Origin of the sequence: Massilia jejuensis (assembly GCF_042656795.1) — a bacterium.
Lineage (GTDB): Bacteria > Pseudomonadota > Gammaproteobacteria > Burkholderiales > Burkholderiaceae_D > Telluria > Telluria jejuensis.
The window spans coordinates 1-26,957 of record NZ_JBHSMS010000036.1; the positions used below are offsets into that span (position 1 = coordinate 1).

Genomic DNA, 26,957 nt, shown 5'->3' on the forward strand with positions numbered 1-26,957 from the left:
GTCAGTTCGGCTCATCGCCTTCTGACCTCCTGGACTCAATTTCGTTCAGTCAGACACACCCTAGCCCGGCAGGGGCGGGTTGGTCGCCGCCTTGACTTCCTTGAGCACGAACGAGGTATATACTTCCTTCACGCTCGGCAGGCTATTGATGTAGTTACCCGAAAAGACGCCGTAGGCTTCGAGGTCCTCGGCGACCACGATCAATTGGTGGTCGTAGCGTCCCGAGATCCGGAAGCAGGCCAGCACCTGCGGGATTTCCTGCACCGCCGCCTCGAAGGCCTGCAGGCTTTGCGTGTCCTTCTTGTCGAGCGAGACCTGGACGATCGCCATGACCTGGTAACCCAGGCGCCCGGCATTGAGGCGTGCATGGTAACCGCTGATCAAACCCTCCTCTTCGAGCCGCTTGACGCGGCGCCAACATGGCGAAGTCGTCAGCGACACGCGTTCGGCCAGGTCGGCGCTCGACAGGCGCGCGTCCAGTTGCAGCTCTTCCAGAATGCGGCGGTCGATCCGGTCCAGCTTGACGCGCGGCTTGTTCATGCGACTTACCTATTCCAACAATGTCCTTCCGACGAAACGATTGTTCCAAAAGCGTTCCCGGAGTCGTTTCAATATAGCAAAATTTTCCGATAGCGAAAGCCTATAATTTTTATAACTCAAACAAAAAAGCAACAATGACGGTACCCGCGCCGGGTAGGACTGACGGCGCGCCATCCCCATCATCGCCATCAATCCCATCCCAACATCATCGAGGAGTCGTCCCGCATGTCCGTTCCCACCCCGCATTTGAAACCCCTTGCCCTGCTGCTCGCAGGCGTCTTCGGCACGCTCGCGCTGCCGCAAGCGGCGCTGGCGCAAAGCACCGACGGCGCCGCGCCGGCGATGGCGCGCGTGCTCGTCACCGGCTCCTCGATCAAGCGCATCGATGGCGAAACCGCGCTGCCGGTGCAGATCCTGAAACGCGAGGACATCGAGCGCAGCGGCGCCTCCTCGACCGAGGAACTGGTCAAGCAACTCAGTTCGCTCTCGAGCGCGGGCAGCGCCACCACGGTGGCGAATGCCTCGGGCTACGGCGGCGGCAGCATCGCCACGGTCTCGCTGCGCGGCCTGGGTGGGGCACGCACGCTGGTGCTGGTGAATGGACGGCGCGTGTCGGTGTACGGCGGCGGCTCCGCCGGCGCGGCCGGTTCGTCGGTCGACGTCAACAGCATCCCGCTGTCGGCGATCGAGCGGGTCGAGGTCTTGAAGGACGGCGCCTCGGCCGTGTACGGCTCCGACGCCATCGCCGGCGTCGTCAACTTCATCCTGCGCAAGGACTTCACCGGCATCGAGGCGACCGCCACTTACGGGCAAACGAGCGACGGCCTGGGGCACGATCGCAAGGCCTCGGTGTTCGGCGGCTTCGGCCGCTTCGCCGAAGACGGTTGGAACCTGACGGCCAGCGCCAGCTTCCAGAAAACCGACCGTATCCTCGGTTCCGAACGCGCCTTCGCGCGGCGCCTGAATGTCGCCGAGCAGAACGACTATACGTCCTCGATCGCCTTTCCCGCCAACGTCGTGCTGAACAGCCGCGGCACGCTGGCCAATCCGGCGCTGCCCAACTGCGGCCCGGTGTCGCTGGTGTCGCCCTTCTCGAGCACGCGCTGCACCTTCGACAATAGTCCGTTCGTGTCGCTCCAGCCGGACCTGGAAAAGGCCAGCTTCATGGCCAACGGCCGCATGCGCCTGGCGGACGAGGCCGAAGCCTATTTCGAATCGGGCTTCACGAAGAACAAGATCACCTCCACCACGCAGGCCGTACCGCTGGCCTATAACGCGGTTACCACCGCCAGCAATCCCTACGTGCCGGCGTTCCAGCAGCTGATCGCCCAGTACCCCGGCATGGCCGCCAAGTACGGCACCAACATCGGGCGCGGCGGTTTCATCCTGGTCCCGAGCAGCCGCTATTACCCGGCCGCCTTCGCCGCCGCGAACGGCCTGTCCGGGCTGCCGCTGCTGCTGAACTACCGCGACGTCGCCAACGGCGAGCGCAACACGCTCGACGTGTCCGAGAATGCGCGCCTGGTCGTCGGTGCGCGCGCCACGCTGGCCGGCTGGGACATGGATTCGGCCGTTCTCTACAGCCAGAGCAAGGTGCACCAAAACCTGCTGACGGGCTATGCGCAGTATTCGAAGGTGCTGCCGATCTTTAACAGCGGCGTGATCAACCCGTTCGGCGAGACAGCCGATGCGGCCGCCCTCGAAGCGGTGCGCGCCGGCGAGTTCCGCGGCACCAGTTACGCATCGAAGACCTCGACCACCTCGGTCGACATCAAGGGTTCGCGCGAGCTCTTCACCCTGCCCGCCGGCGCCGTCGGCATGGCCCTGGGCGCCGAACTGCGCCGCGAAAAGTTCGCCTACGATCCTTCGGTCGCGATCCAGACCGGCGACATCGCCGGCCTGGGCGGCAATGCCTTCCCGGTCGTCGGCGCACGCAACGTCGGCTCGCTGTACGCCGAGCTGGGCGTCCCGATCCTGGCCAAGCTCGATGCCGACGTGGCGGTGCGCTACGACCGCTACCAGGGCGTGGGCCACACGGTCAATCCGAAAGCGTCGCTGCGCTGGCAGCCGGTCGACAGCCTGCTGCTGCGCTCGGCCGTCGGCAAGGGCTTCCGCGCGCCCTCGCTGACCGACCTGTACACGCCGCAGGCCACCGGCATCACCGGCAACGGCTCGCGCGACTACCTGCGCTGCCCGACCCTGGCGACCGGCGCCCCGCGCGACTGCAACTTCCAGTTCTCCACCATCACCGGCGGCAATCCGAACCTGAAGCCCGAGAAGTCGCTCTCGATCACGGCCGGCGTGGTGTGGGAGCCGGTGAAGAACGCCTCGATCAGCCTGGACGCCTTCCGCATCGACCTGAAGGATGCGATCGTCGTCGGCGGCCTGTCGTCGGTCTACTTCCTGGCCAACGCCGAGCGCACCGCGCAATTTGCCCAGTTCATCAACCGCGGCGCGGCCGACGGCAACCCGGCCGGCGTCGGGCCGATCGAATCGATCGTCCAGACCAACGCCAACCTGTTCAGGACCAAGGTCGCCGGCGTCGATCTCGATGGCGTCTACCGCCTGCGCTTCGGCGAGCGCAATCGCGTCAACCTGCGCCTGTCGGGCACCTACATGCATAAATACGACACGCAGGGACCGGACGGCAGCTATACCAGCGCCCTCGACCGGGCCTTGAACGCCTCCGGCGGCGTGGTGCTGCGCTGGAAGCACAACGCCGGCATCAGCTGGGAGTCCGGCCCGTACGCCGCGACCCTGCTGCACAACTACCAGAAGGCCTACAAGGATGCCCTGGCCAACCTGGCGCCAGCCGGCACGCCGCAGCGCAAGGTCTCCGCCTACCAGACGGTCGACCTGCAGCTGGGCTATTCCGGCTTCCGGAATACCAAGCTCGCGCTGGGCGTGAAAAACCTGGCCGACCGCGACCCGCCCTACACCAACCTGACCTCGAACTTCCTCGGTGGTTACGACGTCAGCTATGCCGATCCGCGCGGGCGCTTCTTCTACGTGAGCGCGACCTACGCGTACAGATAAGCCCGGGCCGGGGCGGCGCCGCCGGCTGCCGCCCATGCGGCGCAGGCGGCACCGGAACGCCGCGTCAGGGGGAGCGCCGGTCCGGTAGTCCACCTTTTGCCGGGGCCTTGCGCCGGCGCGCGGGAGTCTCCGGGAGTGTCGGGGATTCAGCCGGACTGGCCGGGACGCCCCAGCGCGAGCGCGATGGCGTTGATCAGCGCGCTGACGGTGTACGGTTTGCGCAGGAACTGGATCTGCAGCGTCCGCAGGCGTCCCGGATCGACCATGTACCCGCTGGTGAGCACCACGGGCAGGCGCGGATGGTGGGTGGCGAGCCAGTTCACCAGTCCAATGCCGTCGAGCCTGCCCGGCATCATGACATCCGACAGGACCAGGTCGACCGTGCTGAAGTCGGCCTGCACGGCGGCGTCGGCGCTGTCGACGACCGTGATGTCGGCGTCGAGCACGGCCAGCAGCGACGACATCGTTTCGGCCACCACCGGATCGTCTTCGACGCACAGGATGCGCACGCCCGCCAGCGAATGCGGCGGTGCTTCCGACGGCACGGCCAGCGCAGCCGGCGCCTCGCCGGCGCAGCGCGGCAGCAGGATGCCGACCGTGGTGCCCACGGGCTCGCGCCGGATGAAGGCCAGGCCGCCGCTCTGGCTGGCGAAGCCGTATACCTGCGACAGGCCCAGGCCGGTGCCCTTGCCCACCGCCTTGGTCGTGAAAAAGGGCTCGAAGGCCTGGCGCGCCGTCTTCTCGGACATGCCTTCGCCGTCGTCGGTCACGGTGATGCAGGCGTAGTCGCCGGCCAGGCCGCCGGCCTCCGGCCAGGCGTCATCGGGCAGGCGCGTATTGCGCGCGGCCAGCACCAGCTGGCCGCCCCCGGGCATCGCATCGCGCGCATTGGCGGCCAGGTTCAGCAACGCCGCGTCGAGCTGGGCGGGATCGACCGACACCGGCCACAGGTCGTGCGGAACGTGCAGGGTCAGTTCGACCGGCGCGCCGACGGCATCGCGCAGCAGGTCGGCGCTCGCGTTCAGATACAGGTGCAGGTCGAGGACGACGTTGTTCAGGGGCTGGCGCCGCGCATAGGCCAGCAATTGCTGGGTCAATGCGCCGCCGTGCGCGCACGCGCGGCGGATGCTGTCGAGCGAGCGCTCGAGGCGCGGGTTCGGCTCTTTCGCCAGCAGCATGCGCAACAAGGTTTCCGAACCGGAGATCACCTGCAGGATGTTGTTGAAGTCGTGCGCCACGCCGCCCGTCAGGCGGCCCAGCGACTCGAGCCGGCGCGCCTCGGCCAGGGCCCGCTCGACGCGGCGCCGCTCGCTCACCTCGCGCTCGAGCGAACGCGTGCGTTCCTCGACGGCCGCTTCCAGTGCGCTGGCATGCTGCTCCAGGGCGCGCCACTGCTCGCGCATGGCGAACTGCAGGCGGCGCGTGCGCAAGGCCGAGCGGATCGACATCAGCAAGACCTCGCGCGAGGTCGGGCGTTCGATCAGGGTGATGTTGCCGATGCGCGCCAGGCGCGCGAAACGGTTGCTGTCGACCTCGGCCCTGGCGCGGCCGGCGAGCGTGAGGAAGGGCAGGTTCGACCAGGCCGGCTGGCGCCGCAAGCTGGCGTCGAGGCCGTGGAGGGAACAGCGGTCCAGCCCCTCTTCGGTGACGATGGCGCACCAGGCGTTCTCGTCCAGGCTGGCATAAAAACCGGCGGCATCGCCGCATGCTCGCACGACCACGCCTTCGGCCTCGAGCAAGAGGCGCAAGGCGGCCTCGTCGCCCGCGACCGGGGCGAACACGACCGCGATGGCGGCCGACGCCGCCGGCGTGCCGGCATCGTCCTTAGAACTCAAGGGAGCTCACCCCGGCCTCGTCCAACGGGACCTGGACGCGCTCGCCGATCTCGACGCCGGCATCGGTCAGGTGCAGGACCCGCACATCGTGCTCGTGGCGGCCATGGCGGCGCTTGAGGGCGCAGATGGCCTTGCACACGACGTTGTCGTGCTCGTAGTAGCGCAGCGAGATGATATTGTCGGTGATGATGCTGAGCGCGTCGGGTTCCTTCGAGGTGTCGAGGCGCGCCGAATGGGCGCCCACGATGATCGAGGTCACGTTCATGTTGCTGAGGTACGAGAACAGCTCGTTCATCTGCAGCAATAGCGATTTTTCCTCGCGGATGACATCGAGGTAAGAATTGATGCAGTCGATGATAATCAGGCGCACGCCCTGGTCTTCGACGCTGCGGCGCACGTTCCAGATGAATTCGCCGGGCGAGATGCGCGACGGATTGACTCGGCGCAGGTGGAAGCGGCGCTGCTCGTCGGGGGCGCCTTCCTCGTGCATGTGCCCGATCACGCGCGAGCGCAGCATCACTTCCGATTCGTCGAAGGTGAAGTAACCGACGTGGTAGCCGCTTTCGACGGCGGACAGGGCGTACTGCAGGGCCAGCGTGGACTTGCCGACGCCCGACGGTCCCAGCAGCATCGTCGAACTGCCCGCCACCAGGGGGCCGCCCACCAGGCGGTCGAGACTGTCGACCTTGCTCAGGATATCGAGCGCGTCGTCGTCGCGCTTGTGCTCTTGCGCGATCAGGCTCGGGAACACCAGGATCTCGCTCTTCCTGATCACGTAATCGTGCCAGCCGCTCTGGAAGTCGCCGCCGCGCAGCTTGACCACGCGCAGGCGCCGGCGCGCCGCGCCGAAGCTGCGTTCGAGCTGCTCGAGCGTCACCACGCCATGCACGGCGCTCTGCAATTCGAATTCGCGGCCGTCGGCGGTGAGGTCGTCGAGCAGGATCACGGTGGCCTTGGATTGCGCCAGACGCTGGCGCAGGTCGATGATCTGGCGCCGGTAATGCGCGCTGTCGCGTGCCAGCAGGCGCACCTCGACCATCGAATCGATCACCACCCGGTCCGCCCCGCTGGCGGCGATCCGGTCGGCGATGCGGCCCACCAGCGCCGACAGTTCGGTATCGGTCGGCAGCAGGATGGTCTGGGAGGGACTCGTCTCGGGCGGCACCGGCATGATCTCCTCGATCCCGATGCCCTCCAGGCTCCAGCCATGGCTCGCCACCGTCGCCTGCAGCTCTTCCTTGCTTTCCGAGAGCGTCAGGTACAGGCAACTGTGGCCGATCGACGCCCCATGGATGAGGTAACGCAGGCCGAGGGTCGTCTTGCCCGTGCCTGGGCGGCCTTCGATCAGGTGCACCCGCTGGCGGATCAGGCCGCCCCGCAAGACGGCATCGAGTTCGGGGATGCCCGTCGGTACTCGTTCAATATAGGGCTCCATGGCCGCCTCTTTCAAAATTTAGTAGCGCTGCAAGTACCGTTCGACGGTCGTGACGCGATTATAAATTATGCAGATGGCATTAGTTATTTATGTATTAACAATGGAGTGCGGCAATATTTATATCTGCAATCCCGCTCAACCCCTGGCAACCCCTGGTGTCAGGTCTGACATTTAGACACGGTCTCAACAGCACACCAGGTCGCATCGGCTCGCCGGCACCCATCGAACGCGATTGGCGTGCCGGCCCTCGGCATGACTACTTGCCGATCACCACTGGCTCGTCGTAGCCCAGCGCCTTCATGCGCGGCAGCTGGGTCTTGCCATCGCCGACCACCAGCCAGACCATCTTCGACGGATCGAGATACTTCTGCGACAAGGCCTGCACCTGCGGCAGCGTCATGGCCTTGACGATCTGCTCACGTTCCTTGACGTAGTCGGCACGCCAGCCGTACTTGCTGATGTTGTCGAGCATGGCCAGCTTGGCCGCCGACGTCTCGAAGGCGCGCGCATTACTCTTGACGAGGAAGTTCTTGGTCGTTTCCAGGTCGGCCGCCGAATAGGTCGCCGGGTAGTCCTGCAGGATCTTTTTCACCAGCTGGGTCGACTCGAGCGTGACATTGCTGCGCACGCCGCTGGCGATGATGAAGGGTCCGGCGCTCTTGCTGCCCGAGAAATTCGAATTGATTCCATAGGTGTAGCCCTGCCCTTCGCGCAACTGCTGGGTCAGGCGCGAAGCGAAACCACCGCCGCCCAGGATGTAGTTCATCACCGTGGCCGGATAGTAGTCCGGGTCGGTGACCGCCAGCGCGCGGTAGCCGACCTGCAGCACCGATTGCTTGGCATCCGGCACGTCGACGAAATAGACTTTGCCGGGCGCCTGGCCGGCCGCGCCGGACGCCGCCGGCAGCGCGACTTCCTTTGCCTTCCACTCGCGGCTGAGTCCGGCGAGCGAACGCGCGATCGCGGCCTTCGGCAAGGCGCCGACCACGTGCATGCGCGCCACCGATGGCGACAGGTTAGCGCGGTAGTATCCCTTCAGGTCGTCGATGCTGATCGCATTGACGGTCTCGGCAGTGCCGAGGATATTGCGCGAACGGAGATCGTCTTTCGCATAGATCAGCTTGGCGAAATTGTTGCTGGCCAGCGCGTTCGGATCGGCTTCCTGCTGGCGAATCTGGCTCAGCACGCTTTGCTTGATGAGGGCGAATTCCTTCTCGTCCCAGCGCGGCTGCAGCAGGATTTCCTGGACCAGGGCCAGGGTGGCCTCGTAATTGCGCGCCAGGGTCGTCACGCTGATGCGCACATCCTCGGTACGTGCGGCCACATTGATCGTCGCGCCCAATTGCAGGATCGCTTCTTCCAGCTCTTGCGGGGTCTTGCTGGCAGTGCCCTGCGTCATCATGCGCGCCATCAGGTTGGCCACGCCCACCTTGTCGATGCGGTCGAGCAGCAGGCCGCCGTCGATGGCGATATCGAATTGCACCAGCGGCACTTCCTTGTTTTCGATACCCACCACGCGCATGCCGTTCGACAGCGTGGTTTGCCACACTTGCGGCACCTTCACGGCAGGCGTTGCGCCATAGGCCGGCTCCTTGCTGCGGTCGAACGCGGACGGGGTCCTGGCATAGGCCGCGTTCGCGCTGGCGTCGATGGCATTCTCCGCCCCCTGCACCACCTTCTCTTCGACAACTTCGGCCTTGCCCGATCCGGACAGGGCCAGCGAAAGCTTGCCTTTCGGGACGAAGCTGGTGGCCACAAAAGGTTTGCCCTTGATATAGGCGGCATACACGCGCCGCACGTCGGCTGAAGTGACCGCCAGGGTTTTCTTGACGCTTTCGGCGACGTACCCCGGATTGCCGTTCAGGTAATTGTATTCGGCGAGCAGCGCCGATTTGCCGAGCACGCTCGACACCGCGTTATAGAAACGGGTTTCGAGGCCGGCCTTGATCCTGTTCAGGTCTTTCTCGGAAATGCCTTCCTGTTCGAACTTGGCGAAGGCCTGGTCGACCGCGGCGGCCACCTCGTCGAGCGGTTTGCCTTCGAAGGCGCGAATGCGCAGCATGAACTGGCCCGCCAATTCGGACGTCTGGTTGCCGATCTGGACGGCGGGCGCCAGCTTGCCGTCTTCGACCAGCACCTTGTAGAACGGCGCGCGCTTGGTCTGGGACAGGTATTCGGCCAGCACTTCGAGCGCATAGGCGTCCGGGTGCAGGTCTTCGACAGTCGGCCAGGCCATCGTCAGCTCGGGTAACTTCGCGAAATTGTCTTCGTGGGCCAGTTTGACGGTTTGCTTGACTACACCCGGGCGCTTTGCCATGGCCTTGATCGGATCGCCGCGCTTGATCTCGGAAAAATACTTCTCGACCCATTTGCGCGCCTGGACCGGATCGAAGTCGCCTGCCAGCACCAGGGTCACATTGTTCGGCACGTACCACAGGCGGAAGAATTCCTTGACGTCCTCCAGCTGCGCATTCTGCAAGTCTTCCAGCGAGCCGATGACTTGCCAGTTGTATGGATGGTCGGCGGGATACAGCGCCTTGTTGATGACGTAGCGCGTATGACCGTAAGGCGCATTGTCCACGCCCTGGCGCTTTTCGTTCTTGACGACCTGTTTTTCCTTGGCCAGCACGGGATCGGTGACCGTGTTGATGAACCAGCCGAGTTTATCGGCTTCAGCCCAGATCATTTTTTCGAGCGCGTCCTTGGGGACCGTTTGCAGGTAATTGGTGCGGTCTTGCGAGGTCGACCCGTTGGCGCCGGAGCCGCCGATGCGCGCGCTCATTTTATCGAGGCCGCCCTTGCCGAGGTTTTCCGACTCGAGGAACAGCAGGTGTTCGAACAGGTGCGCGAAGCCGGTGCGTCCGGCCTTTTCCCTGCTCGAGCCCACGTGCGCCGTCAGGTTCACGGCAACGACAGGATCGGAACGGTCGATATGGAAAATCACTTCCAGCCCGTTTGGCAGCGTGAACTTCTGGAAATCCACTTTCAGCGCCGCCCTGGAGGCCGCCTGGCTCGGCGTCGCGGCGTGTGCGTGAGCGTGAGCGTGCAGGGTCGACGCGATACAGGCGGCCAGCAACAGGGTCGAAGGGAAACGCTTCATGCAATCAGATCCTCACAATAGGATGAACGGTCGGTGCGGCGCACCTGGGCTCTGGATCATATTGCAGTTTCCTGGTTGCTACAACGTGAAAGCAACAGCTGGCACAGCTGCACAGCTGGGGCCAGGTCTGACATTTAGACACAAGCTCAACAATATCTCGGTGCTGGCTTGGCTAGGTGCTCGCAGCTGGGGCCACGCAGCTGAGGCCCACAGCTGGGGCCAGGTCTGACATTCAGACACAAGCTCAACAATATCTTGGTATTAGCTTAGCTAGGCGCTCGCGACTTGCGGTTGAGGTCGTGGGTCCACATGTCAGGCCACGCAGCTGCGCAGCTGGGGCCAGGTCTGACATTTAGACACAAGCTCAACAATATCTCGGTATTGGCTTGGCTAGTTGCTCGCGACTTGCGGTTGAGGTCGTGTCCAAATGTCAGACCTGACACCAGCTTTTTTTGAATAGAACGATCGGCGGTCGGTTAGTCTCGTTCTTCACATGTCCAGGTGCGAAATGAGCAGCTTGCGCGCCTCGATATCGCCGTCCTGTTCCGCCTGCGCCCCCAGCGAAATGCCGACCGCCATGATGTCGATCAGGAGCAGCTGCAGGATGCGCGAAATCATCGACAGGAAGATCGTGCTGTCTTCGGCATGGTCGACCGCCAGGCACACGTCCGCCCGCTTCGCCAGCGCCGACTTGCTGCTGGTGATGGCGATCACGCTCGCACCCACGCGGCGTGCGGCGTCGACGGCGGCGAGCAGCTCGGGCGCCTGCCCGGCCGTCGAAATCGCGATCACGACGTCGTTCGGCTTGAGCAGTTCGGCGGCCAGCTGGAACAGGTGGGCGTCGCCGTGGGCCGTGGTCGGAATGCGGAAGCGGAAGAATTTGTGCTGGCCGTCGAGCGCGACGACGCGGGCATTGCCCATCGCGTAGAACTCGACCTTGCCGGCATTTTTCAGCATCGCGATCGCGCGGTCGAGCGCGTGCACGTCCAGGCTGTCGCGGAATTTCAGGATCGCCGAGACGGTGTTGTCGATTACCTTGGCCGACAGATCGTGGGTGCTGTCGCTCATGCGCACCTGGCTGTGGCGCACCGGGATCGAACCGGTCAGGCTGCCGGCGAACTTCAGCTTGAATTCAGCCAGTCCCTGGAAGCCGAGCGAACGGCAAAAGCGGATCACGGTCGGCTGGCTGACATCGGCCAGGCGCGCGATCTCGGCGATCGGCTCGGACAGCACCTTGCGCGGATGTTCGAGCACCAGCGCGGCAACGCGCTGCTCGGCCGGCGAGAGCTCATGCTGCAGGTGCTGCACGCGTTCCATCAGCGTGTTGGCGCCGCTGCGCCCGCGCAGGTGCTCGGACAAAATCGTCGACACGCCGCGCAGGGCGGGATTGGGCGTCATGATCACATAGGTCGGGATCTGCGCCAGGTAGTCGGTGAAGCGTCCCTTGGCTTCGAAGCGCGCCCGGAACGGCGACGTGGCGAACCACTGGGCGATACGCGGCACGATGCCGCCGCCAATGAATATGCCGCCGAAGGCGCCCAGCGTCACCGCGAGATTCGCCGCGGCGCTACCCAGCATGCCGGCGAAGCATTCGAGCACTTCCAGGCAAAGCGCATCGCGGTCTTCGATCGCGCAGGCGACGATCTCGGCGGCCGTGCGCGCGGGCGCTTCCACGCCGTTGCGCTCGGCCAGCGCGCGGTACACCAGCTCCATGCCGGGGCCGGACAGGATGCGCTCGTTCGACACGTGCGGCCACTCGCGCCAGGCGTACTGCAGGATCGCGAACTCGCGCTCGTCGCTGGGTGCGAAGTTGACGTGGCCGCCTTCGCTCCCCAAGGTGACGAAACCGTCTGCCGTCGGGATCACGCCCGAGACGCCTAGCCCGGTGCCGGCGCCGAGCACGCCCGCCACCGCGTGCGGCGCCGGCTTGCCGCCGCCGATCTGCAGCACGTCGCCAGCGCCCAGGCCCGGCAGCGCCATCGCCAGGGCCGTGAAGTCGTTGACCACGACCAGGGTCGACCAGCCCATCGCACGCCGTACTTCGTCGGTCGAGAACTGCCAGTCGCGGTTGGTCATGCGCACTAGGTCGCCGCTGACCGGGTTGGCCATGGCAAAGGCCGCGTGCGTGATGCGCTCGCCCTTCTGCTCGGCCAGGTAAGTGTTCAGCAGCTGCACGATGCCGCTGTAGTCGTCGCAGCGCAGGACCGCCGTCTGGCGGAACACGCCAGGCGCGGTCTCGAGCGTGAAGCGGGCGTGCGTCGCGCCGATATCGGCCAATAGGCGCGGGCCATCGGCGTAGGAAGCACGGCTGGATTTGTGTTCGGTGTCTGGTTCAGTGATCATCGCTGCTCGCGGCTGGGATACCTCCAAGCCGCACAGCATAGCATTGTTTGATTGTTACGAAACCGTCGAGGGGCCAATCATTCGCCGCCGGTGCCGGATCGGCACCACGGTTGAGTGATACGATGCCCGCTTTCGCAACATTTCAGCCATCGCCAGCTGGGTTGCTCACCAGCTGCGATGGAGCACGATGAAGACACGAACTTATTTGCTACTGATGCTCGCCGCGATCGTCGTTCCGGTCGCATTCCTGTCGTTGTCAGGCTTGTACATGCTGCTGCAGTCGGAGCGCGAATCGCGCATCCAGCGCGTTGCCGAAATTGCGCATTCGACCTCCCTGCTGATCGACAGCGAAATCATGGCGGCCGAGGCATCGATCCGGACCGTGGTGAACTCGCCCAGTATCCAGGCGGAAGATTTCGCCGAACTGCACCGGCTGCTGTCGGCCACGCGCACCTCGCCGCTGAGCTGGACCATGATCGCCGACTACGCCGGCAAAGGCGTGGTAAACACGCTCGTCCCGTATGGCACGCCCCTGGCCGTCAACTCGGGAAGCTGGGCGGCCAAGGCCTACGATGCCCAGGCGACCAGCGTCGGCGGCTACTTCTTCGGGACGAGGTCGAAGCGCGGGGTGGTCTCGGTCAACGTGCCCGTGCCCGCGGCGCTGGGGAAAAAATACGTGATCACGCAGATCTTCGATCCCCACTATTTCAACAGGATTTTTCACAAGAACACGCTGCAGGCGGGCTGGATCATCGGCGTATTCGACGCCAACGGCATATCGATCGCGCGTAATGTGAATGCGGACAGGCTTGTCGGCAGCAGGGTCAACCCTGCCCTGTACGGCGCGTCGCGCCAGGGGACCAGCGGCATGTTGCGCCACATGACGCGCGACGGCGTCGACGTCTATGACGTGTTCGTGCGTTCCGCGCTGACCGGCTGGACGGTGGCGATCGGCCTGCCGGTGGCCGAAGTCGAGCACGCCGCGCGGGTGACGACGTTCTACGCCGCGCTGGCCTTGCTGAGCGTGCTGGGCGGCGCGGTCGGCATCGCCGTGTTTGTCGGCCGCCGCATCGACAAGTCGCTGCGCGACGCCACCTCGGCCGCGCAAGCCCTGGCGCACGAGAAGATGGTGCCGGTGGCGCCTTCCCGTTTAAAGGAAGTCAATACGCTGCTGGCGGTATTGCACGACACGGGCCTGGCGCTCACGCAGGAAAGCGCCGCCCGTGTCGCGCTCGAAGCGGAACGCGAACGACTCCTGGCCAACGAGCGCGCCGCCAGGCAGCAAGCCGAAGCGCAGAGCGAGGCGAAGGATCATTTCGTTTCCATGCTCAGCCATGAGCTGCGCAATCCGCTGGCGGCCATCAGCGGCGCCGCGTCGGTGGTCCGCTTGCCCAATCTCGCGCCCGCCCGCAAGGAAAAGGCCTGGGAAATCGTCGACCGCCAGCTGCGCCACCTGACGCATATCCTGGACGACCTGCTCGATGTCAGGCGCGTCATGTCGGGCAAGGTCACGCTGCAACGGCTGCCGGTCGACATCGGCGAGATCCTCGGATTGTGCTGCCAGGCCCGCATGATGTCGGAGAACGGCCAGCACGCCTGGTCCGTCGCCACGCAGGAAGCCTGGGTCCTGGGCGACCGCACCCGGCTCGAGCAAGTGTTCGACAACCTGTTGACGAACGCGATGAAGTACACGCCTGCCGGCGGCACGATCACGGTCCGCAACACCGTTGCCGGCAGCACGGCCGTGATCGAGGTCAGCGATACGGGCGCCGGCATCGAGCCGGAGGTGATGCCTTTCATCTTCGACTCGCTGACGCAAGGGCCGACCACGCTCGACCGCGCCCAGGGCGGACTGGGACTGGGATTGTCGATCGCACGGGGCCTGGTGCATTTGCACGGCGGGACCATCGGCGCGCACAGCCAGGGCCTGGGCAGCGGAAGCGCGTTCAGGGTGTGCCTGCCCCTGGCCGGGGCCGACGTGGCCGCCCCGGCCTCGCAACCGGCCGCGGACGCTACTCCTGCCCGATCAGCACCACCGGATTGCGCGCATCGAACTGCACCTTTCCCCCCTTGACGATCGCCGTCTTCCCCGAATACCAGTCGCGCACGGTCTGGCCATCCATGAACACGCCGGTGACCGGCACGGCGGTGGGCTTGTCGACCGGCAGGCCCAGCGCGACGACGACGCGATCGGTCAGCTCGCCCTGTTCCCAGGTGCGCTTGAAGATGTACGGGTAGTGCTGGATCATGCGGTGCACGCCGGCGCCGACCGCGGGATGGGCCTCGCGGAATTTCCCGAGCCTGGCCCAGTGCTCGCGCACGTCGCGCACGCGGTTCAGGCCGCGCTGGGCGTTCGACGCCAGTTCGTCCCAGTTCATGAACGAGCGCAGCGTGGCATCGCCTTCGGCGCCGTCCACCTTCAGCAGGCGCGCCGTCTCGTCGCCGTAGTAGATCTGCACCGCGCCGGGCGCGAGCAGCAGCTTGTTGGCCGACTCGTAGGGCCGCTGGCGCAGCGCATCGTAGGGCTGGCCGTCGTCGTGCGAGCTGAGGTAGTTGAGCACCGAATAGCCCTTCAGCGGGCCGTGCAGCGCCTTCGAATACGCGCTGAAGAGCTGCTCGTAGCTCCCGGCCGCATCGGTCTTCATCGCGAAGTTGATCAGGCTGTCGAAGCCCTGCGCCGGATAGTCCACCGTCATGCCGCCCAAGTCGTAGGCGCGGCCATGCTCGATACCGTAGCCGTAGACTTCGGCCGTCATGTAGAACGGCGTATCGCCCAGCTTCTTCGACGGATTGGCCTTCTTCCAGTCCTCGAAGGCGCCGCTGGCGACTTTTTTCAGGTCTTTCCACACACCCGGCTCGGTGTGCTTGACGGTGTCGGCGCGAAAGCCGTCGATGCCGTACTTGCGCACCCAGTCGGCATGCCATTTGACCAGGTAGTAGCGCGGCGCGCGCGGGTAGCCGGTGCGCTTGAAGAAGGCGTCAAGCTCTTTCACTTCGCGCTCGTAGCGCCCTTCCTTCTTCCATTTCGCCACCAGCGCGGGTGGCAGCGCCACCGGCTTGTCGCTGTTCGTCAGGATGTCGGGCAGGTTTTTCACCAGCGTGCAGTCGATGGTCGTGCGCGCATCCTTGTAGGTGCAGGCCGGGCCGGTACGCACCCACTCGGCCGGCCAGACCGGATCGCTGCCGGTGACCGGACCGGTGTGATTGAGCACGACGTCGAACAGCACGCGCAGGCCGTTCTGGTGGGCGGTATCGACCAGCGTGCGCAAGTCTTCCTCGGTGCCGAGGTTGGCGTCGATCGCGGTGAAATCGCGCGCCCAGTAGCCGTGGAAGCCGTAGCTCTTGCCGGTGCCCTCGTCGGTGCCGGCGTGGATCTGCTCGACCGGCGGCGTGATCCACAAGGCGGTCACGCCCAGCTCCTTGAAATAACCCTCCTTGATCTTGGCCGTGATGCCGGCGAAGTCGCCGCCCATGAAGCCGCGCAGGACGGCCGCATCGTTCTTGCGGCCATAGGCGTTATCGTTATCCGGGTTGCCGTTGTTGAAGCGGTCCGTCAGCAGGAAGTAGACGGTCGCGTTCTCCCAGACGAACGGTTTGCTGGGCGCCGCCCACGGCGCGGGCGCCGCGTGCGCGGCGCCGAAGGCGAACATGAGGGAAACGGCAAGTGCGGATGGTTTCATGCGGTGGTTCCTGTAAGGGTGGATCAGGTGACGACGCTCGGCTGCTGGCGGCCGCTGCGCCGGCGCAGTTGGGACAGGTCTTCGGCGATCGCCGCCAGGCCGGCCAGCGCTTGCTGGGTGTCGAGATGGTGGCGCGCCGGGTCGGCTTCGTAGCGTTCAAGGTAGAGACGGACGGTGGCGCCTTCGGTGCCGGTGCCGGACAAGCGGAACACGATGCGCGAACCGTCGCTCATGACGATGCGCACGCCCTGGCGCGCGGCGACCGAGCCGTCGACCGGGTCGGTGTAGACGAAATCGTCGGCCAGGGCCACGCGGTATGCGCCCAGGGTCCGGCCGGCCAGTGCCGGGAGCGCCTCGCGCAGCGCCGTCATCATGGCGTCGGCGGCGCCGGCGTCGACAGCTTCGTAGTCGTGGCGCGAATAGTAATTGCGCCCGAAGCGGGCCCAGTGTTCGCTCACCACCTGCTCGACCGATTTGCCGGTGGCGGCCAGCATGTTCAGCCAGAACAGCACGGCCCACAGCCCATCCTTCTCGCGCACATGGCTCGATCCGGTGCCGTAGCTTTCCTCGCCGCAGAGCGTGACCATGCCGGCATCCATCAGGTTGCCGAAGTATTTCCAGCCGGTGGGCGTCTCGAAGCAGGCAATGCCGAGCGCCTCGGCCACGCGGTCGGCCGCCATCGAGGTCGGCATCGAGCGGGCGATGCCCTGCAGGCCGGCCGCGTAACCGGGCGCCAGCCTGGCGTTGGCCGCGATGATGGCCAGGCTGTCGGACGGCGTGACGGCCAGGCCGCGGCCGACGATCATGTTGCGGTCGCCGTCGCCGTCGGACGCGGCGCCGAAGTCCGGTGCGTTGCGGCCATCCATCAGCGCGATCAGTTCGGCCGCGTTGACCGGGTTCGGGTCGGGATGGTGGCCGCCGAAGTCTTCCAGCGGCTCGCCGTTGATGACGGTGCCCGCGGGCGCGCCGAGCATGCCTTCGACGATGGCCTTGGCGTAAGGGCCGGAAACGGCGCACATGCCGTCGAATTTCATCCTGAAACCGCGCTTGAACAGCGCGCGGATGGCGTCGAAGTCGAACAGGCGCTCCATCAGCTCGGCGTAGTCCGCCACCGGATCGATGACCTCGACCCGCATGCCTTCCAACCGGTACGTGCCGATGGCGTCGAGGTTCACGGGCGGCATGTCGCTGATGCGGTAGGCCGACAGCGATTGCGTCATGGCGAAGACCGCTTCGGTGAATTTCTCGGGCGCGGGACCGCCGTTCTCGATGTTGTACTTGATGCCGAAATCGCCGCTCGGGCCGCCCGGATTGTGGCTGGCCGAGAGCACGATGCCGCCGAACGCGGCGTGCTTGCGGATCACACAGCTCACGGCCGGGGTCGAGAGGATGCCGCCCTGCCCGACCAGTATGCGCGCCACGCCGTGGGCGGCGGCCATGCGCAGGATGGTCTGGATCGCGTCGCGGTTGAAATAGCGGCCGTCGCCGCCCACCACCAGGGTGCGGCCGCCGCAGTCGCCCAGGGTCAGGAAAATCGCTTCGACAAAATTCTCGAGGTAGCCGGGCTGCTGGAACTCGCTCACCTTCTTGCGCAGGCCGGAGGTGCCCGGACGCTGTCCGGCAAATGGCGTCGTTGCCACGGTCTGAATCGTCATGCTTGGCTCCCGTAATGAATGCGCATCGTTTGTTGATAAAACGTTACGATACGCCGGGAGCGGAAAGCATGGCGCAGGCCTCAGGCGGTGGCTTTCGGCGCCTGGTCCGTCACCGCCAGCGTCAGCACGGCGGCCAGCAGCATGCAGGCCCCGCCCAGCGCCAGCGTCTGCACGGTATGACCCTGGAAGAATTCGCGGGTCACGAAGCCGAGCAGCAGGCCGCTGACGATCTGCGGAATGACGACGAAGAAGTTAAACAGGCCCATGAAATAACCCATGCGCCTGGCCGGCAGCGCGCCCGCCAGGATCGCATACGGCATCGTCAGGATGCTGGCCCAGGCGATGCCGACGCCGACCATCGGCAGCATCAGCATCTCGCGGCTGGAGATGAAGACGATGCTGGCCAGGCTGATGCCGCCGATGGCCAGGCAGGTGGCGTGCACCGTCTTGCGGCTGGTGGCGCGCGCGAAGACCGGCAGGATGAAGGCGGCCAGTGCCGAGACGCCGCTGTAGACCGCGAACATGATGCCGACCCAGTTGCCGGCGTCCTGGAAGGCGGCCGACTGGGCGTCGCGGGTGCCGTAGACCGAGTCGGCGATCGCGCTGCCGGTGTAGATCCACATCGCGAACAGGGCGATCCAGGTGAAGAACTGCACGAAAGCGAGCTGCACCATCGTCTTCGGCATCCTGGCGAAGCCGCTCAGGATCTCGGCGACGGCCACGCCCAGGTTGCGCGCACGTTTGCGCTCGCTGTCGAAGGCGGCCATATCGGCGGGCGGCAGCTCGTCGGCGGTAAACACGGTCCAGCTGACGGCGGCCATGAACACCAGCGCGCCGGCGTAGAACGAGTAGCGCACGGTTTCCGGAATGCTGCCGTCGAGCGGCACGTTCGAGACACCCATGCTCGTGAAGATGGTCGGCAGCAGCGAGGCGATCACCGCGCCGCAGCCGATGAAGAAGGTTTGCATCGCATAGCCCGCGGTCTGCTGCGAGACATCGAGCTTGTCGCCGACAAAGGCGCGGAACGGCTCCATCGAGACGTTGATCGCGGCATCCATCAGCCACAGCACCGCCACGGCCATCCACAGCACCGAGGAATTGGGCATCAGGAACATCGCGATCATCGCCAGCAGCGCGCCGACGAAGAAGAACGGACGGCGGCGGCCCCATTTCGGGTGCCAGGTGTTGTCGCTCATATAGCCGATGATCGGCTGTACCAGCAGGCCCGTGACCGGCGCGGCCAGCCAGAACAGCGCCAGGTCGTCGGGATTGGCCCCGAGCGTCGAGAAGATGCGGCTGGTATTGGCGTTTTGCAGCGCGAAGCCGAACTGGATGCCGAAGAAGCCGAAGCTCATGTTCCATAACTGCCAGAACGACAGGCGCGGTTTGAGCGCCTTGGTATGCATGTCCATGTATGTCCCCAATGGCCCGGATTCAGCGGGCTTTGTATATGTGGCAAACGCGCCGCGTGCCGCCGTCGACGCCCGGCGCGCTGCAGGGGTCGGGTAAGTGGCTGGGGAGCGTTCCCGTCCGGAGGCCATGAGAACGGGCTGTTGCGTAGTGAATTTGTAGCAAAATAACATGCCGCATTCCGAGTGTCAATTCGAAAGGGGCATAGTAAAATCGCCACGTTCGCCGCATTCGTGGCGCGCTTTGTAGTCAAATAACAGATAAGGACACGGGGACGAGATGCTCGACATGCAGCGCCGGCGCCGGCCGCTTCCCACTAAATAGCGCACTACGACAAAGGAAACCGTGAACATGCGTACCTCCCTCCTGCTCCTGGCCGCGCTGCTCGCCGCGCCGGCCGTCGCGGCCGATGCCGCTCCGGCGGCCAAGGCGTCGACCGCCCTGCCCGGCGTGCACCGGCCGCCCGAGCAGATCGCAATCCCGGGCCTGGACCGCAAGCGCCAGCTGCGCCTGTACCTGCCGCCTGGTTACGCCACCTCGAAGAAACGCTACCCGGTGCTGTACATGCACGACGGCCAGAACCTGTTCGACGAGGCCACGGCCTATGCCGCCGAGTGGAAGGTCGACGAGACGCTCGACGCCCTGAGCCGGGAAGGCAAGCTGGAGCTGATCGTGGTCGGCATCGATAACGGCGCCGACAAGCGCATGACCGAACTGAACGCCTGGGACCACCCGCGCTTCGGTCGGGCCGAAGGCCGGCAGTACACGGACTTCATCGTCAAGACGCTCAAGCCCCTGATCGACGCCCGCTACCGCACCCTGCCCGGCCGGCTCGACACCGCCATCATGGGCAGCTCGATGGGCGGCCTGGCCTCGCACTACGCGATCGTCCGGTACCCGCAGGTATTCGGCAAGGCCGGCGTGTTCTCGCCCGCCTACTGGACGGCGCCGGCTTCCTTCGACTTCGTCGCCAGCCGCCCGTTGCCGAAGGACGCACGCGTGTACATGCTGATGGGCGGGATGGAAGGCGAGTCGATGGTGCCGGACGCCGAACGCATGGCGGGCGTGGTGCGCGCCAGCGGCCATCCCGTGGACGCCACCGTGCTCAGGATCGTGCCGGAAGCGAAGCACGACGAGGGGTTCTGGAGCGGCGAGCTGCGCGCGGCACTGTTGTGGATGTTCGGACCGCGCCGGTAGCGCGGCACGCGCGGCGCACACCGGCACGCGCCGGGCCTCGTCGCGGCCCGGGCAGCAATCACGGCGCCTTCGGCCTGGCCTTCTTGAACGGCGGCTTGTCCGCCTTGAATCCCGGCTTCTCGCCGACGCGACGGTCGCCGCCCGCAAAAGGCTTCCTGGCGCCGGCCGTCTTCTTCGGCGGCGGCGTTTCGCCGTCGCGCGTGATGTTGAGCTGCTGGCCGGCGACCCACACGGTCTTCAGGTGGTCGAGCAGGTCCGGCGGCAAGTCGGCCGGCAGGTCCAGGGTGCTGAAGTCGTCGTAGATCTCGATGCGGCCGATGTGCTTGGCATCGATATTGGCTTCGTTGGCGATCGCACCGACGATATTGCCCGGCTTGACCCCGTTGGCGTGGCCCACTTCGATGCGGAAGGTGGCCATGCCTTCGTCCGGCGCGCGTGCGACGCGCTCCTTCTTGAAGCCGGCCTCGCGCGGCGCGCGCGCGGGACCGTCGTCACGCGGCGCACGCGGCAGGCGCTCGACGAAGTCGGTGCGCGCAGGACGCTCCTCCCAGGTGGCCGCCTTGGGCTCGCGATCCTGCTTTTCCAGCAGCAGCGGCACGTCGCCACGGCCCAGCTTGGCCAGGGCGGCGGCGATGTCGACCGCCGGCACGTTCTGCTCCTGCTCGAATTCCTCGATCAGGGAACGGAACTGTTCCAGGCCGCCGGCGGCGAGCGTCTCGGCAATCTGGTCCTTGAACTTGGCGATGCGCACGTCGTTGACGGCCTTGATGGTCGGCAGGGTCAGCTGCGCGACCGGCTGGCGCGTGGCGCGCTCGATGGCTTTCAGAAGGCTGCGCTCGCGCGGCGTGATGAACAGGATGGCGTCGCCGCTGCGGCCCGCGCGCCCGGTGCGGCCGATGCGGTGGGTGTAGCTTTCCGGGTCCGACGGCACGTCGTAGTTGATGACGTGGCTGATACGCTCGACATCCAGGCCGCGCGCGGCGACGTCGGTGGCGACCAGGATGTCGATCTTGCCGTTCTTGAGCTGCTCGATGGTGCGTTCGCGCGCCTGCTGGGCCATGTCGCCGTTGATGGCGACGGCGGCGAAACCGCGCGCCTGGAGCTTGGTCGCCAGTTCCTCGGTACCGAGCTTGGTGCGCGCGAAGATGATCATGCCGTCGAAAGGCTCGGCCTCCAGGATGCGGGTGAGCGCCTCGAGCTTCTGCATGCCCGATACCAGCCAGTAGCGCTGGGTGATGTTGTCGGCGGTGCCGGTCTTGGCGGCGACGGTGACTTCGGCCGGGTCGCGCAGGTAGGTCTTGGCGATGCGCTTGATCGCGGACGGCATGGTGGCCGAGAACAGCGCGATCTGGCGCTCTCCCGGAATCTGCTGCAGGATCTGCTCGACGTCGTCGATGAAGCCCATGCGCAGCATCTCGTCGGCTTCGTCCAGGACCAGCGTCTTGAGCTGGGAGAGGTCGAGCGAGCCCTTCTGGATGTGGTCGATCACCCGGCCTGGCGTACCGACGATGACCTGCACGCCGCGGCGCAGCGCCTGCAGCTGCGGGCCATAGCTCTGGCCGCCGTAGATCGGCAGCACGGCGAAATTCTTCATATGCGCGGCGTAGCTCTGGAACGCCTCGGCGACCTGGATCGCCAGTTCGCGCGTCGGGGCCAGCACCAGCGCCTGCGGCGTGGACTGCTTGGTGTCGATGCGCGCCAGGACCGGCAGCGCGAAAGCCGCGGTCTTGCCGGTTCCCGTCTGCGCCTGTCCCAGTACGTCGCGGCCTTCCATCAACAGGGGAATCGTGGCGGCCTGGATCGGCGACGGCGTCTCGTAGCCGACGTCCTTGAGCGCCTTCAGGATCGGCGCCGGGATGTTCAGTTCGGAAAACGTTGGGAGTGGGGTGTCGGACATGGATGACTTTCGAAAAACGATACTAAACCGCCAGTTTACTCCCTCGTCGGGGACGGGCGGGCATAATTTGAAAAACAGCCCGGCAAACCTGCCGGCGGACTGCCGAAAAAAAAAACGCAGCCCCATGCGCCATCGACGCATGGGGCTGCTTGAAAGAACGCTGTTTACAGCCTGGGCGCCGCGCAGTGGCGCTTGATGTATTCCTCGTGCGTGGGCATGACGGCGACGCACTTGGCGATCACCCCGCGCACGCTGTCGAGATACTCGGCGATGTCGGCTTCCGACTGGACGTCGACCAGCGGGTGATAGCGCTCGACCGGCATGTTCTGCCCTTCGAACACCTGGGCCCAGCCGACTTCCGAGAACAGCTCGTTGTCGACCCGGACCACGCGCCCGCCGGCGCGGTACTGGTCCATCTTCTGGCGCAGCGTCTCGGGAATGGCCATATTGGCGCACTCGAGCCAGTAGGGCGAATCGGTGCGCTGGTTCAGGTGGTAGTGCAGCACGATGAAGTCGCGGATGCGCTCGTACTCGAAACGCGACTGCCGATTGAATTCGCTGCGCTCGGTCGCGTTGAAGCTGCGGTCCGGGAAGAAGTCGATCAGGCGCTGGATCGCCGACTGGATCAGGTGGATGCTGGTCGATTCGATCGGCTCGAGGAAGCCGCCGGCCAGGCCGATGGCGACCACGTTGCGGTTCCAGGCCTGCTTCCTCATCCCGGTCTGGAACTTGATCAGGCGCGGCTCGGCCAGCGCCTTGCCGTCCAGGTTGGCAAGCAGCGTGCTCGCCGCCTCGTCGTCGCTGATGAAGCGGCTGCAATAGACGTGGCCATTGCCGGTACGGTGCTGCAGCGGAATGCGCCACTGCCAGCCCGATTTGTGGGCGGTCGCGCGCGTGAACGGCGTCATCGCCGGCACCGCTTCGCAGGGCACGGCCAGCGCGCGGTCGGCCGGCAGCCAACCGGTCCAGTCCTCGTAGCCCGTTTCCAGGGCCTGCTCGATCAGGATGCCGCGAAAGCCCGAGCAGTCGATGAAGAGTTCGCCACCGACGCTGGTGCCGTCTTCGAGCTCGACCGCGGTGACGAAGCCGTCCCCCTCGCGCCGGGTGGTGCGCACGATCTTGCCTTCGATGCGCGTGACGCCGCGCGACTCGGAGATCTTGCGCAGGTAGCGCGCGTACAGGCTGGCGTCGAAATGGTAGGCGTAGGCGATGTCGGCCAATGGGGAATTGGGCACGTCATGGCGCGCCGGCATGAACTTGCCCGCCTTGGCCGCCATGCGCGCGATCGAATACTCTTCCAGCGCGGCGGCCTTGCCGAGGCGGCGCATCTTGAGCCAGTACTGCTCGAAGGGGACGGTCGCCAGGTCCTGCCCGAGGCGCCCGAAGCCGTGCATGTAGCGCTCGCCCACGCGGCCCCAGTTGACGAACTCGACGCCGAGCTTGAAGCTGCCCTGGGTCGCGCGCATGAATTCCTGCTCGTCGATGCCGACGATCCGGTTGAAGCGCTGGATCATCGGGATGGTCGCTTCGCCGACGCCGACGATGCCGATCTCGTCCGACTCGACCAGGCGGATGTTGTAGCGGCCGTTGAGAATGGTGGCCAGCGCGGTGGCCGTCATCCAGCCGGCCGTGCCGCCGCCGACGATGACGATGTCCTTGATTGGTTCGTGTTGTTGCATATCCCTGCCCCGTGAGCGGACCCGGGTCCGCAAGTAAAAACAACCCCTGAGGCGCGAGCCGTCAGGGGTTGCATTGTAGCCCTACTTACATCAGAACTTGTAGCTTGCGCCGAAGTGGTAGGTACGGCCGTAGTCGCGACGGTTGGACGGATTGTTCTCGTCGTCGGTGTACTCGAGGAACGGTGCGTTGTTCCAGTTCTGGGCTTGCACGAACAGGCTCGTGCCCTTGAGCCAGCCGCGCTGGATTTCGTACGATGCCTGGAGGTCGACGACGGTCTCGCCCTTGATGAAGGTCAGTTGCGCGTTGTCCTGGAAGTCCGGCACGCTGCCCAGGAAGCTGGAACGCTTGCGCGCTGCGGCTGCAACCTGGAAGCCGGCCTTTTCGTAGTACAGGCGCAGGTTGGTCACCTTGCGCGACAGTCCCGGCAGAGGGATGCGCACCGAGTTGCCCGTCACGTTCGGGAAGCCGTCACGCGGCAGGTCGATGCCGCTCTTGGTGTCCGAGTGGTTGACCATTACGCCGAACCCATCCAGGTAAGACGTGGCCATCGAGAACGGCAGGTTCACTGCCAGCTCGTAGCCGTAGATGTTGCCGCCTGTGCCATTGCGCGGCTGGCTGAACCGGCCCAGCGTGCTGCCGTTTTTCGGCAACGGCGTCGATGGCGTCACCAACGACGCGAAGTCGAAGTCGCGGCCCGACGTGTAGATGTAGGTGTCGAGCTTCTTGTAGAACGCAGCGGCGCTGACATAGCCCTTGTTGCCGAAGTACTTTTCGTACGACACGTCGGCGGACTTGGCGCGGTACGGCTTGAGCACTGGATTGCCGCCGCTGCCGGTAAGAATCGACAAGCCGTTGGTGGCGAGACCGAAGTTCTGGCCGGCGCGCAATTGGTCCAGGCCGGCGCGCGAGAGCGTCTTCGCCACGCCCAGGCGCAGCACCTGGTCGTCGCGCAGGTCGAACGACATGTTCAGGCTTGGCAGTACGTCCCAGTACTTGTCGCCTCCGGTTACACGCTGCGCCGGGCAGGTTTGCGCCGTGTTGCCGACGCAACGGCCCTTGTCGACTTCGTAGCCGCCGCCGCGCTGGTCGGTGTGCACTGCCTGCACACCGACGTTACCACGGTAGGACAGGCCGAACAGCTCGCCATTCAGGTCGCCCATCGCATAGGCGGTGTTGATGCGCTCCTGGACGTCCCAGAACTTGTTGTAGATGTCCGCATCGACCTTGTCGGCCAGCTCATAGATAGAACCGAGCGAGCCGCGTGGGTCCCACGATGCCACCGTGATGCCCGAGGAACCCGCCTGCGCCGTGTCGTTGCCTGGCATCGTCACGGCGCCGAACGGGTTGCCGCCCTTGATCATCAGACGGCCTTCGGCGCCGGTACGCGTCTTGTCGCGCGCGGTGTGGTTGAAGCCGTAGGTCGTAGCGACAACCGGGCCCCATTCGACCGCCTTCCTGGCCGTCAGGCGAATCGCCTTGAGCTCGTCTTCGACATACGGCTGCGCGAGGTAGCCGGCCTGCGGCGAGCTCGCGCCGCCGGACCAGCCCATGACGTCGGTCAGGCGAGCGACGTTACGGTCGGCATAGTTCGAGCCCGGGGTGTAGCGCACCTGTGTGACATTGCCGCCGTCGAAGCCGCTGAAGCGCAGGGTATCCTGGGCAGTGCCGGCCAGGCCGGCATAGGTCTCGTAGCGCGAGCTCTGCTTGGTCGCCTTCGACCAGGTCAGGTCGGCCACCGTGGTCCACTCGCCGAATTTCAGTTCATTGCTCCAGCCGATCGACTTGAGGTCGTCTTCCGCGCCTTCGTAATGGTTACGGACGACACCTTTCCAGTCGGTCAGGGTGCCGCTGGTGGCGACGCCGTTCGACACGGTGGCGGTGCTCAGCACGTGCTGGCGCTCGTAGGCGCCGCCGCCGTTGAAGGCCACGCCGCCTTCGAAGCCAGTCTTCTTCTGGCCGGTTTCGCCAGCCGAATAGAACAGGTCGACGGTCGACTTGAAGTTTTTGTTGGGGCGGAACTGCAGCGAAGCGAAGGCGCCGTCGCGGTTATGCGAATCGACGACGGTGTCGTAACCGAAGCCGCCAGGAACCTTGACGTCGGCGCCGTTGTACTTCAGGTTGCCGGTGCCCCACGAGTTGAACGTGGTCTGGCCGCCCCCCATTTCTTCATAGCGGGTAAAGCCCATGGCCACGCCGATGGTGCGGTTCGCGAACTGGTCGATATAGGACAGGGTGTAGCGGTCGCCGTCGCCTTCCGGCAGGCCGTCGCGCTGTTTCACGCCGAGGCGGCTCTTCTTGTAGCTGACGGCGACGGTGCGCTTGCCAAAGTCGAGCGGCTGCACCGTGCGCAGGTCGATGGTCGAGGCCAGGCCCTGGCCGATGACGGAAGCGTCCGGAGTCTTGTAGATGACGATGGAACCCATCAGTTCGGCCGGGAACAGGTCGAACTCGGGCGAGCGGGCGTTGCCGGTCGAGGCCATTTCGCGGCCGTTGAGCAGGGTGCCGTTGAAGCTTGGCGACAGGCCGCGCACCGAGATTTCGGCGGCCTTGCCGGAGCTGCGGCCGCGCTGGGCGGACACGCCAGGCAGGCGCGAGATCGATTCGGCGACGCTCTGGTCAGGCAGCTTGCCGATGTCTTCGGCCGAAATGGCCTCGACGATCGAGGTCGAATTTTTCTTAATCGAGATCGCCGCTTCGATACCCTTGCGGATACCGGTGACGCGCACCGTCGTGACCGGGGTCGCGGTCGTGCTGACGGTGGCGTTCTCGCCGGTGGCGACGGCCGTGTTCGGCGCAACGTCGGTCGTGGTGGCCTGTTGCGCCTGGGCGCTGCCCAGGGCCATCAGGAAGATGGTGCAGCCGGCCGCAACTGGGCTCAGCGGGAATGCAAGGCCGGCCGTGTTCGCGGCGCGCTTGTTTGCGAAGAATTTCATGTGTCCCCTCAGATCAAACTATGTAATTTCCCGAAAAACAGCAACAGCCACGGCACGGGATCCAGATTCAACGTCTTTTTAGACGTTCTGGCAAGAATTCTGTACTAAAACTAGATGCACTGTCAACGGGAGTTCAATCACACTACCTGATTCCCACGTTTTACTCTCGTTTACATAGAGTGAAACGCCCGGGCGTTGTATCGCGGCTACAAACCT

General features: G+C 65.4%; 14 protein-coding genes. 3 read left to right on the forward strand and 11 right to left on the reverse strand.

Features of this window, described 5'->3' with window-relative positions; translation table 11 throughout:
* Nucleotides 1–60: 60 nt before the first annotated feature.
* Nucleotides 61–540 carry an Lrp/AsnC family transcriptional regulator gene (locus tag ACFPOU_RS10730; RefSeq protein WP_379720537.1) on the reverse strand — a complete coding sequence of 160 codons (480 nt, stop codon included), beginning with the start codon at nt 538–540 and terminating at the stop codon, nt 61–63.
* A 225-nt stretch (nt 541–765) separates the two neighbouring features.
* On the opposite strand from ACFPOU_RS10730, the gene ACFPOU_RS10735 reads away from it, so the two are divergent.
* A complete protein-coding gene (locus tag ACFPOU_RS10735; RefSeq protein WP_379720540.1) occupies nt 766–3,576 on the forward strand; it encodes a TonB-dependent receptor in 2,811 nt (936 codons plus the stop codon).
* 146 nt (nt 3,577–3,722) lie between these two features.
* Here ACFPOU_RS10735 and ACFPOU_RS10740 read toward each other — a convergent pair whose 3' ends face one another.
* The 4 genes from ACFPOU_RS10740 to ACFPOU_RS10755 form a co-directional block, all read right to left on the reverse strand.
* On the reverse strand, nt 3,723–5,411 hold the full coding sequence (locus ACFPOU_RS10740) for a response regulator (protein WP_379720543.1): 1,689 nt from the start codon (nt 5,409–5,411) through the stop codon (nt 3,723–3,725).
* Nucleotides 5,401–6,846: an ATPase domain-containing protein gene (locus ACFPOU_RS10745; protein WP_379720547.1), complete on the reverse strand. Its 1,446-nt coding sequence runs from the start codon at nt 6,844–6,846 to the stop codon at nt 5,401–5,403. The genes ACFPOU_RS10740 and ACFPOU_RS10745 overlap by 11 nt, the downstream gene beginning before the upstream one ends.
* A gap of 256 nt (nt 6,847–7,102) precedes the next feature.
* Nucleotides 7,103–9,946, reverse strand: a complete 2,844-nt coding sequence (locus ACFPOU_RS10750; RefSeq protein ID WP_379720551.1) for a M16 family metallopeptidase — start codon at nt 9,944–9,946, stop codon at nt 7,103–7,105.
* Between the two features lie 489 nt (nt 9,947–10,435).
* Entirely contained in the window at nt 10,436–12,289 is a 1,854-nt protein-coding gene (locus ACFPOU_RS10755; protein WP_379720554.1) for a glucokinase, read from the reverse strand.
* A gap of 187 nt (nt 12,290–12,476) precedes the next feature.
* On the opposite strand from ACFPOU_RS10755, the gene ACFPOU_RS10760 reads away from it, so the two are divergent.
* Nucleotides 12,477–14,363, forward strand: a complete 1,887-nt coding sequence (locus tag ACFPOU_RS10760; protein WP_379720557.1) for a sensor histidine kinase — start codon at nt 12,477–12,479, stop codon at nt 14,361–14,363.
* On the opposite strand, the gene ACFPOU_RS10765 is transcribed toward ACFPOU_RS10760, so the two are convergent.
* From ACFPOU_RS10765 to ACFPOU_RS10775, 3 genes are all read right to left on the reverse strand, one after another.
* Nucleotides 14,302–15,969 (reverse strand): alpha-amylase family glycosyl hydrolase, encoded by a 1,668-nt coding sequence (locus ACFPOU_RS10765; RefSeq protein WP_379720560.1) that lies wholly within the window; start codon nt 15,967–15,969, stop codon nt 14,302–14,304. The genes ACFPOU_RS10760 and ACFPOU_RS10765 overlap by 62 nt on opposite strands.
* Before the next feature lie 23 nt (nt 15,970–15,992).
* Nucleotides 15,993–17,624 carry an alpha-D-glucose phosphate-specific phosphoglucomutase gene (locus ACFPOU_RS10770; RefSeq protein WP_379720563.1) on the reverse strand — a complete coding sequence of 544 codons (1,632 nt, stop codon included), beginning with the start codon at nt 17,622–17,624 and terminating at the stop codon, nt 15,993–15,995.
* Nucleotides 17,625–17,704: 80 nt separating this feature from the next.
* Nucleotides 17,705–19,036, reverse strand: a complete 1,332-nt coding sequence (locus ACFPOU_RS10775; protein ID WP_379720566.1) for an MFS transporter — start codon at nt 19,034–19,036, stop codon at nt 17,705–17,707.
* A 349-nt stretch (nt 19,037–19,385) separates the two neighbouring features.
* On the opposite strand from ACFPOU_RS10775, the gene ACFPOU_RS10780 reads away from it, so the two are divergent.
* The gene (locus ACFPOU_RS10780; RefSeq protein WP_379720569.1) at nt 19,386–20,231 is read left to right on the forward strand and encodes an alpha/beta hydrolase; all 846 of its coding nucleotides are present in this window, start codon (nt 19,386–19,388) and stop codon (nt 20,229–20,231) included.
* Between the two features lie 58 nt (nt 20,232–20,289).
* Here the strand turns inward: ACFPOU_RS10780 and ACFPOU_RS10785 are convergent, their stop codons facing one another.
* From ACFPOU_RS10785 to ACFPOU_RS10795, 3 genes are all read right to left on the reverse strand, one after another.
* On the reverse strand, nt 20,290–22,128 hold the full coding sequence (locus ACFPOU_RS10785; protein WP_379720572.1) for a DEAD/DEAH box helicase: 1,839 nt from the start codon (nt 22,126–22,128) through the stop codon (nt 20,290–20,292).
* Nucleotides 22,129–22,292: 164 nt separating this feature from the next.
* Entirely contained in the window at nt 22,293–23,807 is a 1,515-nt protein-coding gene (locus tag ACFPOU_RS10790; RefSeq protein WP_379720575.1) for a tryptophan halogenase family protein, read from the reverse strand.
* A 90-nt stretch (nt 23,808–23,897) separates the two neighbouring features.
* Nucleotides 23,898–26,741, reverse strand: coding sequence for a TonB-dependent receptor (locus ACFPOU_RS10795; RefSeq protein ID WP_379720578.1), 2,844 nt, complete (start codon nt 26,739–26,741; stop codon nt 23,898–23,900).
* Between the last annotated feature and the right edge of the window lie 216 nt (nt 26,742–26,957).